We start from the raw sequence: 16,369 nt of genomic DNA, 5'->3' as shown, positions 1-16,369 counted from the left end.
GTAAGGGCGGCCGGTCGATGCAGGAGCGCAAGGGCAACAAGGAGATCACCGCCGTCGGGGCGGACGGCAAGGCCGGCAAGCAGACGGTCGAGCTGGTGGAGTCCGTCGCCGTCCAGGAATGGCAGGACATCCGCTTCCACATCGACGGCCGCGAGGCCGGTACCGCCCGCTACGAGGGCCCGGGCCCCAAGGGCGACACCGGCACCCTCGACATCGGCCGCGCACGCGAGGGCCTGGAGACGCACGGCTTCTCCGGTGTGATCGCCGAGGTCCGGCTGTGGGGCGCGGCGCGCGACGCCGCCCAGCCCGGCGCACCCGTCTCGGCGCGCGACCGGGGCCTGACCGCGCACTGGCGGTTCGAGGAGAACGCGGGCAACACCGCCGCCGACACCACCGGCTCGCACGCCCTGCGGCTGCGCGGCGCCCGCTGGACCCGCAACCCCGACCCGCGCGGCAGCGCCTTCCGGCTCTACCGCAACGGCGTCTCGGTGGCCTGCGACCCGCTGGACTCACCGGACTTCGCCGACTACGGCGACGCCCAGCTCTCCCTGGGCGCCCGGACGAAGGAGGGCGGCCGGCCGGACCAGGTCTTCCACGGCGTCCTTGAGGACGTGCGGATCTGGCGCACCGCCCGCACCCAGGAGCAGGTCCTCGACAACCTCTTCAGCCGGCTCAAGGGCGAGAAGGAGGATCTGATCGCCTACTGGCCGTTCGACCGGGCCTCCACCGACGAGGCTGCCGATCTCGTGCGGGACGAGGGACTGCGCGGCAACCACCTGACGCTGAAGGACGGTGACGCGCGCCCCGCCGCCGTGCTCTCCACCGCGCCGGTCTCCACCGACACCGCCCAGGTCCGCTCGGCGCTCGCCGCGATGCGGACCCCCTTCCACGAGACGGTCACGGGCTCGCCGGCCGTCGCCGAGTACGCGGACATGCAGTACACCGCCAAGGGCGAGGCGTTCGGCGTCCTGAAGCGGGCGTACGGCTACCTGCGGGACGGGCGCTGGCACCTGGTCACCGGCTACAAGGTCGGTGATCTGGTCAGCGAATGGGTCAGCCAGGTGCAGTTCGACCCGCAGTTGGTCGGCTACGTCGAGGGCGCGCCGCCGGTGCCGTCGGAGAACCTCACGCCCAACACGATCGACCCGGACCGCGCGACGTACGACAGCGTCGCGTCGGTGGAGCTCAGGCAGGCGGAGGAGGTCGTCCACTCGCTGTCGTCGGCCAAGGAACGCAGCGTCGACGCGGCGTTCGGCTTCGCCCTCTCCAACGAGGTCGACGTCGACATGTGGATGATCAGCGCACCGCTCGGCTTCGGCGTCGCCAAGTCGATGGTGAAGGCGAAGGTGTCGGCGGGCGTCCGGGGCAGCCTGGAGTTCTCCAACAGCTGGGCCGAGGAGACCGCCGTCTCGCAGGGCGAGAACACCGCCCGTGCCATGAAGGTCGACCTCTCGGGCAGCTGGGAGGACCCGCTCAGGCCCCTCAACCCGTCCCTCGGGCGCCGCTATGTGCCCGTCAACACCGGCTTCGCCGTCGTCCAGTCCCAGACCGCCGACGTCTTCGCGCTGCGGATCGCGCACTCCGGGGCCCTGGTCGCCTATCGCATCCAGCCCAACCCCGACGTCCCCAAGGACTGGAACGTCATCCCCTTCCCCCTCAACCCCCGCTATACCAAGCAGGGCACGCTCGACGGCGCGGTCGGCTACGACGAGCACGGCAAGGTCCTCGACCCCGACTACGCCGGCGCCCGCGACCACGGCGAGTACAGCTACTACAAGCCGCGCGAGGCCTACGCCATCAAGCGGCGCATCCAGCGCGAGCAGCAGCGGCTGCGGGGCTACTACGAGTCCGTCTCCACCGAGACCCACACGCCCGACCCCACCGCCGAGCGCGCGGGCCGCGTCCTGGGCGGCGCGATCGGCGGCGACACCGCGCGGGGCAAGGAGGCGACGCGCTCCTTCGGGCTGAACGTCACCTGCGCGCCGTCCGGCAACGTCCAGCAGTACGACGCGGGCCGCAAGCCGGTCTTCGACGCCGACGGCAAGCCGGTCAACGCCCCGGGCAAGGTGGACGCGTACCGGTTCCTCAGCTTCTATCTCGGCGAGGACACCGAGCACTTCGACACCTTCTTCCACAAGGTCGTCGACCCGGCCTGGCTGGACGGCACCGCCCCAACGCCGCCGCCCTGCGCCAGGCCCGCCAGGCGGACCGCAAGCCGCCGTGCTGGCAGGTGATGCACCGCGTCACCTTCGTCAGCCGGCTCCTGCCGCCGCTCGCCGCCGCCGGCGCCGCGCCCCTGGAGCAGGCGATGCGGCAGCTGGACGTGGAGAGCAACTACGAGCTCGTCCGCCGCCTCGACCCCTACGTCAAGGGCGCGGCCACCTCGGCTGCCGAGCTCTCCGCCGCCGTGCGCGCCGCCCTGGCCGCGCACCTGCCGGAACTGGTTCCGCATGCGGATCAGGTGATCGGCTTCCTCGCGCAGTACTACGGCGTCGAGGGGTGATGCGGGCACACCGTCCGGTTCAGCCGAGCTGGCGCCGGACCAGCTCGTGGAAGAGGCCGCCCGGCTCGGCGAGCAGCCGGCCGGGCGGCCCCTGCTGGACCACCCGTCCGTCCGCCATGACGATCACCCGGTCGGCGTCCATGATCGTGGACAGCCGGTGGGCGATCACGACGCGCGTGGCGCGCAGGGCGCGGGTGGACTCGATGACCACGCGCTGGGCCTCGTTGTCCAGCGCGCTGGTGGCCTCGTCGAAGAAAAGGACGCGCGGCTTGCGGACGAGGGCCTGGGCGATCATCAGCCGCTGGCGCTGGCCGCCCGAGACGGTGCCCCCGCCGTCGGAGAGCACGGTGTGCATGCCCATGGGCATGGCCTTGACGTCCTCGGCCAGGCCCGCCATCGCGGCCGCCTCCCACGCCTCCTCCAGCGAGTACGTCCCGGCGCCGCGAATGCAGTCGAGGATCGAGCCGGAGAAGGGCTGGGCGTTCTGCAGGACGACGCCGCACTGACGGCGCACGGCCGCCCGGTCGAGCGCCGCCAGGTCCTGGCCGTCGTAGAGGACGCTGCCGGAGACCGGCCTGTCGAAGCCGATGAGCAGCCGCAGCAGGGTCGACTTGCCGCAGCCGCTGGCCCCGACGATCGCCACGAACTCCCCCGGCCGTATCTCGAACGACACGTCGTCGAGCACCAGGGGGCCGTCGTCGGTGTAGCGGTAGGACAGGCCCTTGGCCTCGAGGGCGCCGCTCAGTTCGCCGGGCTGGACGCTGGAGCCGGGGACCTCGGTGGGCTCCCGCAGGACCGGCTTGATCTGTTCGAACATCGGTTGCACGGCGGCCGCCGAGAGGAGGGCGCCGGTCAGCTGGGTGACCGAGGACAGCATCATCGTCACGGCGGTGCTGAAGGTGAGGAACGCGTCGGCGGACATGCTGCCCCGGGCGGGGCCGGCCAGCAGCATGAACATCACCAGCGTGCACAGCGGCAGATAGACGGCGTTGAGCACGGTGACGGCGTTCTTGACCCGGCCGATGCGCTGCTGCAGCTCGCGGGTGCGGGCGAACTCCCGGGCCCAGGCCGCGTAGGCGAAGCTCTCGGCCGCGGCCACGCGCAGCTTGGGCAGCCCGCGCAGGGTCTGGAAGGCCTGGTTGTCGAGCTTGTTGCCGAGCGTGATCAGCTGCCGCTGCCAGCGCAGCTGCCACAGCCCGAGCCCGAGGAAGACGACGGCGACGACGAGCAGCATGGCAAGGGCCGTCATCGCCAGCGGCACGCTGTACACGAGCAGCAGGACGAGGTTGACCGTGCCGACCGCGCCCGCCTGGAGGACCACCGGGCCGATGCCGGACAGCATGTGGCGGATGGAGCTGACGCCCATGGCCGCGGCCGCCAGCTCGCCGGTGGAGCGGCCGGCGAAGAACGACGTCGGCAGCCGCAGCAGCCGGTCCCACACGGCGGGCTGCACGGTGGCCTCGATCCGGCCCTCGACGCGCAGGACGGAGATGTTCTGCAGCAGCATGAAGGCGGCCGAGACGACGCCGGTGGCGATGAGCGCCATGGTGGTCTGCACGATGAGCCCGTTCTCGGCACGGGGTACGTACGTGCCGAGCACCCGGCCGGTGGCGATGGGCACGAGCGCGCCCAGGGCGACGGCGACGAGTCCGCCCACGGCGATGCCGCGCAGGTCCCCTCCGGTGCCGCGCGCGCTGAAGCGCAGCAGCCGCAGCAGGCCCACGTTCCCGGGGGGCAGCGGGCGGTAGAGCATGACGGCGTGCGGCGCGAAGGCGGCCTCGTTGGCCTTGCCGACGCGCTCGCGGGTGCCGGTGGCGGGGTCGACGGCCTCGTACCGGCCGCGCCGCCACAGCAGGGCGACCGGCGCCCCGTCCTCCTCGCGCCGGCCCACCAGGGGCCCGAGGTTCTCGCGCCACCAGCGGCCGCCGAGGGCGACGGTACGGGTGCGGATCCGGGAGGCGAGCGCGATGCGCTCGAGGGGGTCCGTCCGCGCGGAGGCGGCACCGGCGTCGGCCGGTTCGGTCACGGCGATGCCGGCCGCGTCGGCGACCAGGCGGAAGGCGGCGAACGTCGCGTCGTCGCCCGCGCCCCGGCGCGGTCCGCCGCCGGGGCGGCCGATGGAGGCCAGCAGCGTCCGGTCCGCCCGGTCCCGGGCGGCCTCGCCGGCCTCGATGCCGGCCGCCGTGCGGTCCTCGTGGGCGCGTTCCAGCTGCTCGATCCAGCCGTCCAGGGCGTACAGCAGCCGGTACTGCTGGTCGATCATGCCCTGCCACATCGCCGCGTCGATCAGCAGGGTGCCGGCGGTGTGGTCGCCGTATCCCTCGTAGAGGGCGCCGTACTGCACGCTGCCCGGCGTGATCTGCATCCACAGGACGTCGTCGTCGGCCCCGCCCGGCCCGGTGGCCGCACGGCCGTCCAGCGGCGCCTGGTAGAGGACGCGCAGGCCCCGGCCGACGCCGAGCGCGAAGGCGTCTTCCAGCGGGCTGAGCGTCGCGCCGGCGGGCCCGTACTGCCCCTGCTCGGCGTACCACTGGCCGTCGTGCTCCGGGCGGTACAGCTCGCGCAGCTCGACGCGGCGCAGCAGGCAGCCCTGCAGGGGCCGTCCGACGAGCGTGTGCGCGGGGCCGTCGGCCGGGCCGAGCAGCAAAGTGCCCGCCTGGAGCCGGCCCAGGAAGTGCCAGTGGCCCTCCTGCGCGGCGTCGACGGCGAACAGGTCCAGCTCGCCGTCCACGACGAGCCACAGGACGAGCGGGCCCTCCAGGGACAGGCTGCGCAGGCCCGTGCAGTCGACCGCCGAGCCGAGGGAGCCCAGGGCGGCGACGACCGGGTCGGGGGCGACGTAGGTCTGGTGGGAGGTCGTCACGTCAGTGCTCCTTGACCAGGTCGGCGTACGGGCCCCGCGCGGCGATCAGGTCCTCGTGCCGTCCGCGTTCGACGACCGTGCCCCGGTCGAGCACGACGATCTCGTCGCTGTCGCGGACCGTGCTCAGCCGGTGGGCGATGACCACGCAGGCGCAGCCGCGGCGCCGCAGGTTGTCCATGACGATCTGTTCGGTGGCCGCGTCCAGGGCGCTGGTCACCTCGTCCAGGACCAGCACGCTGGGGCGGCGCACCAGCGCTCGGGCGATCTCCAGGCGCTGGCGCTGGCCGCCGGAGAAGTTGCGGCCGTCCTGTTCGACGCGGCTGTGGATGCCGCCGGGGCGGCGGGAGACGACGTCGTACACGGCGGCGTCCTCGAGGGCGGCGACGACGGCCTCGTCCGGGATGGAGGGATCCCACAGGGCGACGTTGTCGCGGACGGTGCCCTCGAAGAGGAAGACGTCCTGGTCGACGAAGGAGACGGAGGCGGCCAGCGCGCCGCGCGGGATGTCCTCCAGCCGCATGCCGTCGATGCGGATGATGCCCTCCCAGGGGGCGTAGAGGCCGGATATCAGCCGGGAGACGGTGGACTTGCCGCTGCCGGAGCCGCCGACGAGCGCGACCTGCCGGCCGGGGCCGACCGAGAGCGAGAAGTCCTTCAGCAGCGGGGCGTCCAGGGGGCTGTAGCCGAAGGTGACGGCGTCCAGCTCCACATGGCCCTTGAGGCGGCGGGTGCCGGCGGAGGGTTCGCGGCGCGTGTAGAGGGGGTCGACGGGGAAGTTCTCGACGTCCCTGAGGCGGGCGACGTCGGCCGCGAAGTCCTGGATCCGTCCGGCCACGCCGTTGAGGCGGGTGATGGGGGCGGTGAAGCTGGTCACCAGGGCCTGGAAGGCGACGAGCAGGCCGACCGAGAGGTGTCCCTCGACTGCCCGCAGGCCGCCGATCATCAGGATCAGCGCGCTGTTGACCGCGGCGAGGGTGGGTGCGACGACCGCCAGCCACGCGCTGGGGACGCCGAGCCGCTGCTGGACGTCGAGGGTGACGGCGTGCTGACCGGCCCAGCGGCGGAAGAAGCCGTTCTCGCCGCCGGTGGCCTTCATCGTCTCGATGAGCGTCAGGCCGCTGTAGGAGGTGTTGACGAGCCGGGCGTTCTCGGCGCGCAGCTTCTGGGTGCCGGTGGCCCGCACATGGATCACGATCCGCATGGCGACCACGTTGAGCAGCGCGATGCCGATGCCGACGACGGTCAGCTGGGGGTCGTACGTCCACAGCAGCACGGCGTAGAGGATCACGACCACCGCGTCCACGCCGGCGGCGGCGAGGTCCCTGGCGAGCGTCTCGGCGACCGCGTCGTTGGACCGCAGGCGCTGGACCAGGTCGGCGGGGTTGCGCTGGGCGAAGAAGGTGACCGGGAGCCTGAGCAGGTGGCGCAGGAAGCGGGCGCTGCCCAGGGTGGAGGAGATGACGCGTCCGCGCAGCAGGTTGGCCTGCTGCAGTGCGGTCAGCGTCGCGGTGAGCACCAAGGTCGCCGCCATCGAAGCGAACAGCACGCCCAGCGAGGACGTCTGCTGCCCGATCAGGAACATGTCGATGTAGGTACGGCTCAGCGCGGGCACCACCGCGCCGACGACCACCAGCAGGAGGCTGGCGAGCACGGCGGCGAGCAGGGTGCCGGAGGTGCCGCGCAGGCGGGCGGGCAGGGCGCCCATGACGCCGGGCCTGCGGCCGGTGCGGCGGAAGCCGTCGCCGGGCTCGAAGGTGAGCACGACGCCGGTGAAGCCGGTGTCGAACTCCTCCATGGGGACGAACCGCCGGCCCTTGGCCGGGTCGTTGATGTGGACGCCCCGGCGGCCGAGGCGGCGGCCCATGCCCTCGTAGACGACGTAGTGGTTGAACTCCCAGAACAGGACGGCCGGCGGGCGCACTCCGGCGAGGGCGGCCAGGTCCATCTGCATGCCCTTGGCCGTCAGCCCGTAGGCGCGCGCGGCCTTGAGGAGGTTGCTGGCGCGGGAGCCGTCGCGGGAGACGCCGCACGCGATGCGCAGCTCCTCCAGGGGGACGAAGCGGCCGAAGTGGCCGAGCACCATGGCCAGCGCGGCGGCGCCGCACTCCACCGCCTCCATCTGCAGGACGGTGGGGGTGCGCACGGTCTTCTGCCGGCCGAGCTCGGGCGCGGGTGCGCGGCGGCGCGCCCCTGCCCCGGCCTCCGGGCGGCGGCGACGGGCGCTCATGGCAGCAGCCAGTCGACGGGGTGGCGGTCGGAGAGGTGGACGGCGCCGGTGACCGGCGTCGTGGAGTCGACGGCGTACGGCGGCCCGTCCGCGGAGGACCACCGGTAGCCGGACCTGGTGGCGGAGGAGCGCTCGAGGCGCACGAGCACCGCGACGGGCTTGCCCCGCTGGGTGAACTCCTCGGCGAGCCGGGTGTCGCCGAGGAAGCCGGCGACCTGGGCCTGGGTCTGGGGGGCGCGGCCGACCGCCTGGACGCGGCCGCGCAGCACGCCGAACCGCTGCTGGGGGACGGACTGGACGCTCAGGTCGACCGCGGCGCCCACGGATACCGACCCGCCCTCGTCGCCGGGCACGTACAGCATGGCCACCAGCGGCTCGTCCGGATCGCTCACGCGTTCCACGGTCGCCACGTCCGCGCCGGTCGTGACCACCGAGCCCGTCTTGGCGAGCAGGGTCGTCAACCGCCCGCCGGCCACCGCGCGCACGATGCGGACGCCCCGGTCCGTGCTGACCTCGGCCAGGGGCGCGCCCGGGGACAGCAGCCGGCCCTCCTCGGCGAGGACCCGGGTGACCTGTCCCGCGTACGGGCTCTGCAGCAGGTAGCTGCCCTGGGCATGGGTGAGGAGGCCGGGTGCGCTCAGCTTGGAGGAGACGGAGCCGGTGAACGCCCAGAAGCTCGCGGCGGCCATGACGACGACCGTGACGGCGAGGGCGAGCCGGCCCTGCGGCCGCGCGAAGCGTACGGGCACATCGAGCTCTTCGGGCGATTGCAGCTTGGAAAGCGCCTTTTGGCGGAACTGCACGAACTATTCCTTCGACTGCATTCGTGACACGGGTACTGAATTCACGGGCATTTCAACCGGACGCAGTAGTTCCGGGCAGCCATGAACCCCGGAACGAGGGGAGTTCCGGGGTTCATGGACTAAAGGTCGATCAGAGGCCGGCGACGCCGACGTGAACGCCGACGATGCCCTCGACCGCGCCGACGGTCGGGCGCACGGCCTGGACGGTCTGCAGGTTGGTCACGGTGCCCAGGACGGTGTGAACGTCGCCGGTCACGCCGCCGAGCAGGCCGCCGGACACGCTGACACCGCCGGAAACGGCGTCCAGCTCGGCGTCGGCGATCTCACGGGTCTCGATGTCGTTACGCATTATGGGCGCACCTTTCATTTGTCCGACTGTTATCGACAAGCCGCGGCGTATCCCGGTCGAAATCGACCGCCGTTCGTGGAACCGCTGCGGTGCGCAGATACAAGCACGGGAACGGGTGGCACGGCCAACCGTGTTGACGCCATACGGCACTCCGGACGGCGAATCAGGCGCCTCTTTTTCCGACTCCTATACCGAACCATCACAACTTCTTCACAAGATCGAGTAACAGATTCGAGGGGACCTGCATGCTCACGGAACATAAACGGACACACGCCCATCAAGCGCGTCGGGCATACCCGGCATAACGAGGGGCGGAGAGAAGCCGGCGAGCCCGCCGCGCGCATCGTGTGAAGATTCATTGAAACGACGCTGGGTGACGGGGCCACCACACTGCGCCCCGAGTTGCGGCGGGAGAGCCCTGTGACCAGGGCTCATGCCGACCGGACGTCAGCGGCGCAGGTCGCGCGAGAGGTCGATGAGGTCCTTCGCCAGGGTGGTGACGACCCGTTCGCGGAACTCGTCGGGGCTGAGCTTCACCGGGGCGTCGGGGCCGACGTGCCCGACGATGACGCCCGACGGCGCCTCGACCTTCGCCGTCTGCTCCTCGGATATGCCGTCGACGGAGTACGCGATGGCCCCCGCCACCGCGCTCTGCATCGACTTGGCCACGCTCAGGTCGTCGACGCAGAACCCGACATAGGCCGCGACCACCTTGCCGGACCCGTCCACCACACGGATCCCCTTGGCTATGGCGTTCCCCCCGCTCACCGTCAGCGTCGGGAGGCCGTCCGGCGACTGCGTCAGCGCCAGCGTGCCCCGTTCGACCACGGGATTGGCCAGGGCGTCATGCGAACCGCCGGAGCCCTCGGAGCCGTCGGACCTCTTCGCTGCCTCGTGATCAGCCACGGTGCCTCCCCTTCGCCGGAGCGTTCGGACGTGCTCTCGGCGCCTACCCCGTGGCCCCGCCCCGATTCGCGGCGGCGGGCGAACACCGGCATCCGCCGGGCCCGGAACACGACGCGGCCCGGCGGTCCGCTCCCCGTCGAGGGGAGCGGACCGCCGGGCGGGATCCGGCCGGGTGAGGAGATCAGGCCGCGTGACGCCGGCGGCGCAGGCCCACGACCACCGCGCCCGACGCCGCCAGGGCGGCCGCGCCGGAGGCGGCGGGCAGCCAGGGGCGGGAGGGGGCGGTGGCGGGCCGGTCCTCGGCGAGGGCGTAGCCGCCGGCCATGCCCTTGCGGTCGTACGCCGAGCCGGGCAGCTTGTCGCCGTAGCGCTTGGAGACGAGCCCCTGGTACGCGGCGAGGGTGACGCGCGGCTTGCCCTGGAGGGCCACGCCGGCCTCCTTGTTGAGCGGCTCGACCGAGCCGTCGCCGGTCAGCCGGTACCAGGCGTGGATCTGCGGCTCCATGAAGGTCCGGGCCTGGTCCGTGCCGCGTTCGGCGGCGCTGATGTCCGCGTCGCCGTCGCGGATGCCGGCCAGCTGCCAGGCCTGGTCGCCGCCGCCCTTGCCGGGAGCGAGCAGCACGGCGGCCTGGTGGCCGCCCGTCGCCGAGACGCGGGAGGCCAGGTAGGACACGCGCAGGGCTCCCCCGGCGGTGGGCTTGGCCTTGCCGGTGACGAACTCGGGCGCGAGCTCGTAGAAGGGGACGGGCTTCTTGAGGTCGAAGCCGGGCGCTGAGGGCGACTTCGCGAGGCCGCGCGGCGCGGCGGCGGTGCCGCCGTCCGCGCCGGTGGCCGGGGTGCGCTGTTCGGTGGCCGTCAGGAAGCGGGAGACGGTGTCGTGGACCTGGCCGGATCTCAGCACCTGCTGGGCGGCGGCGTAGTCGGTCGGGCCGGGAGTGGCGGGTGCGTCGGCGGCCTGTGCGGGAGCGGTCGCGCAGAGGACGGTGACGGCGGCGGCCGCGAGCAGGGCGGCGGCGCGTCCGGTCGTACGGTGCATGGTGGGTCGTCTCCTTCTAGCTGTGGATGCCGATGCGCGAATGGGTCCACCGGAAGGAGTTGTTTCCGGCGTAGGTGGAGTAGTTCCACCAGGTGTACGTCTGCGTGCTGGGCCAGGGGTCGCCGACCGCGACCATGTTGCTGGCGCTGTCGTAGCCGTAGATGACGTTCATGTGGCCGCCGCCGGAGGTCCAGCCGATGCGGACGGCGAAGGGACGCCCGTTCGCGATCTCGCTCTGGGTCTCGGCGAAGGAGGCGTTGCGCCACAGGTCGGTGCCGCTGTTACGGAAACCCATGTTCCGCAGGCCGTTGGCCATGTCGCCGAGGGTGGCGGGCTGGTTGTTGCAGTCGAGCCCGCTGTTGCCCTGGGCGGCCAGGCGGCAGAAGTCGTACTGGTTGTAGTTGGTGTAGCCCCAGTAGTTGGCGATGGTCAGGCCGGAGGCGTCCCAGCACCACTGGTCCCGGACCTGCTTCTGCATGCCGATGTTGAGGAGCTTCTGTCCGGCGGGCTGGGTGGAGCCGCAGACCGGCAGTCCGCCGGTGTCCTCCCGGATGAAGGCGTCGGCGATGTAGAAGGTGCCGGACCAGATCCAGCGGGAGTTGTTCTCGACGACCTCGCCGGTGGTGCGGCAGGACATCGAGACGCGGTCGCCGACCCGTGAGGTGCCGGTGATGCCGGCGGACAGGGACGGCTGGGAGCGCTGGTTGACGGTGCTGAAGTTGCCCTGCCCGCCGACGACCGTGCCGGTGACGGCGGCCTGGGCCTGGGGGGCGACGCCCATCAGGAGCCCGCCGGACAGGACGGCGGCCATGGTGGTCAGGAGGGTCTTCCTGCGGCCCGGTATACGGGACGGCAGACGGAATCTGCGCATATGGGGGGTTCCTTCTGTTCGTTCAGGCGTTCCGGCGGCCGCGGCGGCGCAGCCGGAACGCGAGGGATACGCCGAGGGCGGCGACGGCCAGGGCGGCGACGCCGAACGCCACCGCGCCGACCCCCGGTCCGTCCTCGGAGCCGGATGCGGAAGGGGCTCCGCCGTCCGCCGGCGGCGCGCTCGAGGGCGCCCGCGACGGTGCGGGCGGTCCGGCCGGCGCACCGGTGGCGGCGGTCAGGGATGCGGCGGTCACCTCGGTCTCCGCCTCGCCATGTCCGAGGGCCGGGAAGGCGGTCTGCGCCGTGACGGTCCAGCGGCCGGCGGGCAGTGCCTCGGCGGTGGTGAAGGTGCCGGGCTTGTCCGGCACCGGCACGAACCGCCAGGGGCCGAGCGTGGTGCCGTCGGCCGAGGTGGCGGTGAGCGTCCCGGCGACCTTCTCCCGCACGGGGTGGCCGTCGTCCTCCCACGTCGCCGTGGTGACGGGGTGGCCGGCGGTGACGCCCGTGACGGTCAGACGGATGGTGTCGCCGTGGGCGTGGGCCGTGGTGGCGGTCCCCAGGACGAGCAGGCCGGTGAGCACGGCGGTCGCTGCCGTGAAGCGGCGATCGGGCATGAGGGGGTGGCTCCGGGTGGGGTGAGGGGTGGCAGGGGCCCTCCGCACGGGCCCCTGCCACCGGTGGGGGGTGGGTCAGGAGGTCTTGCGGACGGTCCAGGCCTGGTAGCCGGAGCTGTCCGGGCTCTGGAGCTCGAGCAGCCAGGCCCCGTAGTACGGCCGCTTGCCGACGGCGAGGACGAAGGAGCTGTCCCGCGCGGTCAGGCGCAGGGCGTCACCGGCCTTGGCCAGCCGCCACTGCTGGGCGGCGTCGCCGGAGCAGGTCCGTTGCGCGACCCACTGGCCCGGTGCCGGATCCCCGCCCGGCTGCAGGCACTTGCCGGACGCGGCCGAGCGCAGCCGCACGCTGCCGCCGCCCGCGTCGTCGAAGTACCACTGCTGAGCGGCGAAGCCGTTGGGCTGGGAGCCGACCAGGACGGTGCCGTCGGCGCTCTTGCCGCCCCAGATCTCGGCGGCGAGCCCGGTGTGACCGTTGGTCAGCGTGTACCGCGCGCCCGGCGTGGCGGTGGTGCTGCCGACGGGCGGGGTGTGGAACGACACCCTACGCCCGGGCCGGGAGTCGCGTCCGGACCGGTCGCGGACCGCGACGGCGACCGTGTAGTCGGTGTCGGGCCGCAGGTTGTGGATCCGCGCCGAGTTCGGCTGGACCCAGGCCAGGTGACGGCCGTCCAGCAGCAGCTGGTACCAGGCGGCGGAGGGTGCCGCGGGCCAGCTCACCACGGCCGAGTCCGACGTCAGCTGGCCGACGACCGGGACGGGGCCCGTCGACGGTCCGGTGCTGCCGGTCGGGTTCGGGGTCGGCGTGGGCGTGGGGTCGGGGTCGGGCCGGGTGCCGCCGCCCGTCATCAGGAACTGGTTGTTGGCGACGTTCCAGTGGGTGGCGAGGTAGCTGCCCTGCCGTGGATTGGTGTGGTAGTAGTCGTCGTGGTTGCAGTCCAGCCGCTCGTCGTGGCCGCGTTCGGGGCAGACGGTGCGCATCGCCGGGTAATAGGGGGCGTCCGAGTAGCACATGACGTCCCACTCGTCGGTGCAGTGCGCGGCGCGGCTGGTGTTGGGCGCGCTGTTGTTCACCGCTCCGAGGTTGTGGCCGAGCTCGTGCGCGGCGGTGGAGCCGTTCCAGCATCCGGCGTCGGTACGGCCGTAGGACGGGCCGAAGTTGCTGAGGTTGTCGGCGCCGGGGCGCTCGTCGCCGTTGAAGGTGCCGATGCCGCAGTAGACCTTGGCGTCCGCGAAGATCATGTACTTGCGGTCGCGGCGGTCGAAGCCCTTCGCCGCGAGCGCGGAGTTCGTCGCGCCGAACTCGGACAGCGCCGACTGGGGCACCTCGACGTTGAGCACGGACGGCGCGCAGTCGGCGCCGGTGACGAACCGGATGTGCCGTACGCCGCCGGTCTCCTGCGCGCTGGCGAAGTAGATGGTGTCGGCGTCGGCGGCCCACTTGCGGAACGAGGCCAGGTACTCGGCGTACCGGTCCTCGCCCGGGCCGTGCACGTACACGACCTGGACGCGGTTGCCGGTGGTGCCGTCGCCGTCGCACTGCACGGTTTGGCCGGCGGCCGCCGTCCGTCCGCTCGCGGCGTCGGGCTTCGGCGCCGCGGGCGGCGGCGTCTTGGCGGCGGCGGTGCCCGCCTGGCGGGCGTCGACCGAGGCCGTGGTCCCGGCGGACGGCGCCCGGTCCTGGGCCGGCTTCCCGTCGCCCGGGCCGCCACCCGGGGTCTCGGCCGTGTCGTGGGTCTTGGCGGCGGGCGGGGTGTCCTTGGTGATGTCCACGCCCTTGGGCGGCTTGTCGGGGCCGTGGGTGCACCGGCCGTCGGCGGTCCGCAGGACGCCGACGCAGCGATCGCCCTTGGGTGCGGGCTCGAGGCCCTTGTAGACCAGGCCCCGCGTGCGGTCCTCGCCGGGTATTCGGGTCACCGGATCCGGCGTCTTGTCGTGCGCGGGGGCCGGAGCCGGACCGTCGGCCGTCGCCTGGGCGGCGTACGTCTCCGGCCGGGACCGCTCGTGGTCGAAGACGCCACCGAGCGCCGCCGTGCCGACGAGCGCTCCGGCCGTCACGGCGACCGCGGCGATGAGCATGCCTGGTTTTCGACGTCGCTGCCGCGCCTGTCTTCTGCGACCGGGCAAAGCCACACCTCATTTCCTGTGGGGGAGTTGTGGGTGGCGGGAAGTGTGCCAGAACAGACGACTCGTCAGACAGGGGTTGTTTAACGGGGCGCAATGAGGTGCATGTTCCAGGGGGAGGAGTGAACGCGAGGCATCGATTTCACAACTCGCCGTGAAATCAAGGGACTTGAGAACGTCGCCACTAAAGGTCTATTCCAATGACCGGCGATTCCAAGGGCATTGCTTAATAAGATCGTTACCACGGAACAAAACACTCCACTTGTGTGCAATGGCACAGCGTGGCGGCGCTATCACCCTTGATCACTTTCCTTGTGAACCTTTTGAGGCGACACCAAGAAAGACTTATGGGCCGCGAGGACGCGCGACTCCGGACATTCCGGCCGGGCGCGAGCGCCGGCGCCCTCCGGCCTCGCCCGACGGCCGGTCAGCCGCCGGACCTCCCAGGGGGACCCGGGCGCGCAAGAACAAAACGGGCGTGGTGCAGGATGACTTCTCGCGCCGGATCCCCTCCTCTACCGGCGCGATGACGATCCGTCGGGACAGGCAGGTACAAGGTGACGCTTCATTACTCCGGTCATCGCCCCGGGCACGGCCCCGGGCGGCACGCCGGGCACGGCCCCGGTCGTGGCTCCGGTCACGGCTCCGGGCTTCCGGCCGCGTGCGACGCCCTCGCGCCGTTCTCCGCCACGGACGGAGGGCGCCGATGAACCGGGACCTGACGGCACACGACATCATCGTCGCCGGCATCGCGCTGGCCGCCGGCCTGGCCCTGGCCCTGGTGCTGCGGGTGATCCTGCGCTGGCTCGGCGAGCGGGCCGCCCGCACCGCGTGGGAAGGCGACGACATCATCGTCGACCTGCTGCGCACGATCGTTCCCTGGGCCGCCGTGGCGGGCGGAGTGGCGTCCGCGGCCGCGGCCCTGCCCCTGACCAGCCAGGTCGGGCACACGGTGAGTCAGACGCTGACCGCCTTCGTCATGGTGACCGCGTCGTTCACCGTCGCCCGCGTCGTCAGCGGACTGGTGCGGTCCGTGGCCCAGTCCCGCTCCGGCGTGGCCGCGTCGGCCACGATCTTCGTCAACATCACCCGCGTGACGATCCTGGCGATGGGCTTCCTCGTCATCCTGCAGACCCTCGGCATATCCATCGCCCCGCTGCTCACCGCCCTCGGCGTGGGTGGTCTGGCGATCGCCCTGGCCCTGAAGGACACGCTGGCCAACCTCTTCGCCGGCGTGCACATCCTCGTCTCCAAGACGGTCCAGCCCGGCGACTACATACGGCTCAGCAGCGGCGAGGAGGGCTACGTCCGCGACATCAACTGGCGCATCACGGTGGTGGAGCAGCTCAACAACAACCTCGTCATCATCCCGAACGCCAAGCTCGCCGGCACCAACATGACCAACTTCAGCCGGCCCGAGCAGAAGCTGTCGGTCACGGTGCAGGTGGGCGTCAGCTACGACAGCGACCTGGACCACGTCGAGCGGGTCACCAACGAGGTCGTCGAGCGCGTGATGAAGGACATCAGCGGCGCCGTCCCCGACCATGAGCCCGCCGTCCGGTTCCACACCTTCGGCGACTCCCGGATCGGCTTCACGGTGATCCTCGGGGTCGGCGAGTACAGCGACAAGTACCGCATCAAGCACGAGTTCATCAAGCGCCTGCACGAGCGCTACCGCAGGGAGGGCATCCGGATCCCCGCCCCGGAGCGGACCGTCTCCCTGCTGCCGGGCGACGAGGCCGTGATCCCGCACCCCCGCACGCCCCTCGACCGGTGAAAATGGCGGTTCACTGCCGATCTGCGCTGACGGATGGAGATGTGCCCCGATCCGCATGGACCGGGGCACGACCGTGACCCGTCGGGGCCGCGAGCGAGGCGTCGCGGTCCAGGTCGCCCACCGCGGACAGGAACGCATCCACCGGCCCCGCACAGCCTCTGCAGGGTGCTGCCACCTGCCCGACAGGTCGCGGTGCAGCGCGGTCACCACAACATCCTTGATCGTGCAGTCGTCGTCTTCCGCGACAGACACCGGCGCTTGATGAGCGTCCGCCGAATCAAGGCAGTGGCTGAAATGACA

Annotated in this window: 12 protein-coding genes; 3 read left to right on the top strand and 9 right to left on the bottom strand. The window is 72.1% G+C overall.

The genetic code is table 11. The features are described from left to right. Window positions 1-17 precede the first annotated feature (17 nt). Together J1792_RS34020 and J1792_RS13765 are read left to right on the top strand one after the other, a co-directional pair. Entirely contained in the window at window positions 18-2,234 is a 2,217-nt protein-coding gene (locus J1792_RS34020; protein WP_242646126.1) for a LamG-like jellyroll fold domain-containing protein, read from the top strand. Beyond that, window positions 2,234-2,503, top strand: a complete 270-nt coding sequence (locus J1792_RS13765) for a hypothetical protein (protein ID WP_207247340.1) — start codon at window positions 2,234-2,236, stop codon at window positions 2,501-2,503. Before J1792_RS34020 ends, J1792_RS13765 begins: the two co-directional genes overlap by 1 nt. 19 nt (window positions 2,504-2,522) lie before the next feature. On the opposite strand, the gene J1792_RS13760 is transcribed toward J1792_RS13765, so the two are convergent. From J1792_RS13760 to J1792_RS13720, 9 genes are all read right to left on the bottom strand, one after another. Beyond that, complete coding sequence (locus J1792_RS13760; RefSeq protein WP_207247339.1) at window positions 2,523-5,366, bottom strand: NHLP bacteriocin export ABC transporter permease/ATPase subunit; 2,844 nt, start codon at window positions 5,364-5,366, stop codon at window positions 2,523-2,525. A gap of 1 nt (window position 5,367) precedes the next feature. Then, a complete protein-coding gene (locus J1792_RS13755; protein ID WP_086575088.1) occupies window positions 5,368-7,593 on the bottom strand; it encodes an NHLP family bacteriocin export ABC transporter peptidase/permease/ATPase subunit in 2,226 nt (741 codons plus the stop codon). Then, window positions 7,590-8,396: a biotin/lipoyl-containing protein gene (locus J1792_RS13750; RefSeq protein ID WP_086575090.1), complete on the bottom strand. Its 807-nt coding sequence runs from the start codon at window positions 8,394-8,396 to the stop codon at window positions 7,590-7,592. Before J1792_RS13750 ends, J1792_RS13755 begins: the two co-directional genes overlap by 4 nt. 130 nt (window positions 8,397-8,526) lie before the next feature. Further along, window positions 8,527-8,745 carry a hypothetical protein gene (locus tag J1792_RS13745; RefSeq protein ID WP_086575092.1) on the bottom strand — a complete coding sequence of 73 codons (219 nt, stop codon included), beginning with the start codon at window positions 8,743-8,745 and terminating at the stop codon, window positions 8,527-8,529. Between the two features lie 447 nt (window positions 8,746-9,192). After that, window positions 9,193-9,651, bottom strand: a complete 459-nt coding sequence (locus J1792_RS13740) for a hypothetical protein (protein ID WP_086575094.1) — start codon at window positions 9,649-9,651, stop codon at window positions 9,193-9,195. A gap of 181 nt (window positions 9,652-9,832) precedes the next feature. Further along, entirely contained in the window at window positions 9,833-10,687 is an 855-nt protein-coding gene (locus tag J1792_RS13735) for a hypothetical protein (protein WP_207247338.1), read from the bottom strand. Window positions 10,688-10,703: 16 nt separating this feature from the next. Further along, on the bottom strand, window positions 10,704-11,558 hold the full coding sequence (locus tag J1792_RS13730; RefSeq protein ID WP_086575034.1) for a papain-like cysteine protease family protein: 855 nt from the start codon (window positions 11,556-11,558) through the stop codon (window positions 10,704-10,706). A gap of 22 nt (window positions 11,559-11,580) precedes the next feature. Beyond that, window positions 11,581-12,171, bottom strand: coding sequence for a hypothetical protein (locus J1792_RS13725; protein ID WP_086575036.1), 591 nt, complete (start codon window positions 12,169-12,171; stop codon window positions 11,581-11,583). Between the two features lie 75 nt (window positions 12,172-12,246). Beyond that, complete coding sequence (locus tag J1792_RS13720) at window positions 12,247-14,247, bottom strand: RICIN domain-containing protein (protein ID WP_242645904.1); 2,001 nt, start codon at window positions 14,245-14,247, stop codon at window positions 12,247-12,249. A gap of 751 nt (window positions 14,248-14,998) precedes the next feature. On the opposite strand from J1792_RS13720, the gene J1792_RS13715 reads away from it, so the two are divergent. Continuing rightward, window positions 14,999-16,069: a mechanosensitive ion channel family protein gene (locus J1792_RS13715; RefSeq protein WP_207247337.1), complete on the top strand. Its 1,071-nt coding sequence runs from the start codon at window positions 14,999-15,001 to the stop codon at window positions 16,067-16,069. Window positions 16,070-16,369: the final 300 nt, after the last annotated feature.

This window comes from Streptomyces triculaminicus (genome assembly GCF_017349075.1).
GTDB lineage: Bacteria > Actinomycetota > Actinomycetes > Streptomycetales > Streptomycetaceae > Streptomyces > Streptomyces triculaminicus.
The sequence above is the reverse complement of the archived record's forward strand: the minus strand, read 5'-3'. Positions and strand labels throughout refer to the sequence as shown.

Bases quoted from the DNA above. Each gene is read 5' to 3' on its own strand.
- J1792_RS34020 (WP_242646126.1), top strand. From the start codon at position 18: ATGCAGGAGCGCAAGGGCAACAAGGAGATCACCGCCGTCGGGGCGGAC.
- J1792_RS13735 (WP_207247338.1), bottom strand. From the start codon at position 10,687: ATGCACCGTACGACCGGACGCGCCGCCGCCCTGCTCGCGGCCGCCGCC.
- J1792_RS13755 (WP_086575088.1), bottom strand. From the start codon at position 7,593: ATGAGCGCCCGTCGCCGCCGCCCGGAGGCCGGGGCAGGGGCGCGCCGC.
- J1792_RS13725 (WP_086575036.1), bottom strand. From the start codon at position 12,171: ATGCCCGATCGCCGCTTCACGGCAGCGACCGCCGTGCTCACCGGCCTG.
- J1792_RS13730 (WP_086575034.1), bottom strand. From the start codon at position 11,558: ATGCGCAGATTCCGTCTGCCGTCCCGTATACCGGGCCGCAGGAAGACC.
- J1792_RS13715 (WP_207247337.1), top strand. From the start codon at position 14,999: ATGAACCGGGACCTGACGGCACACGACATCATCGTCGCCGGCATCGCG.
- J1792_RS13745 (WP_086575092.1), bottom strand. From the start codon at position 8,745: ATGCGTAACGACATCGAGACCCGTGAGATCGCCGACGCCGAGCTGGAC.
- J1792_RS13720 (WP_242645904.1), bottom strand. From the start codon at position 14,247: ATGCTCATCGCCGCGGTCGCCGTGACGGCCGGAGCGCTCGTCGGCACG.
- J1792_RS13765 (WP_207247340.1), top strand. From the start codon at position 2,234: ATGCACCGCGTCACCTTCGTCAGCCGGCTCCTGCCGCCGCTCGCCGCC.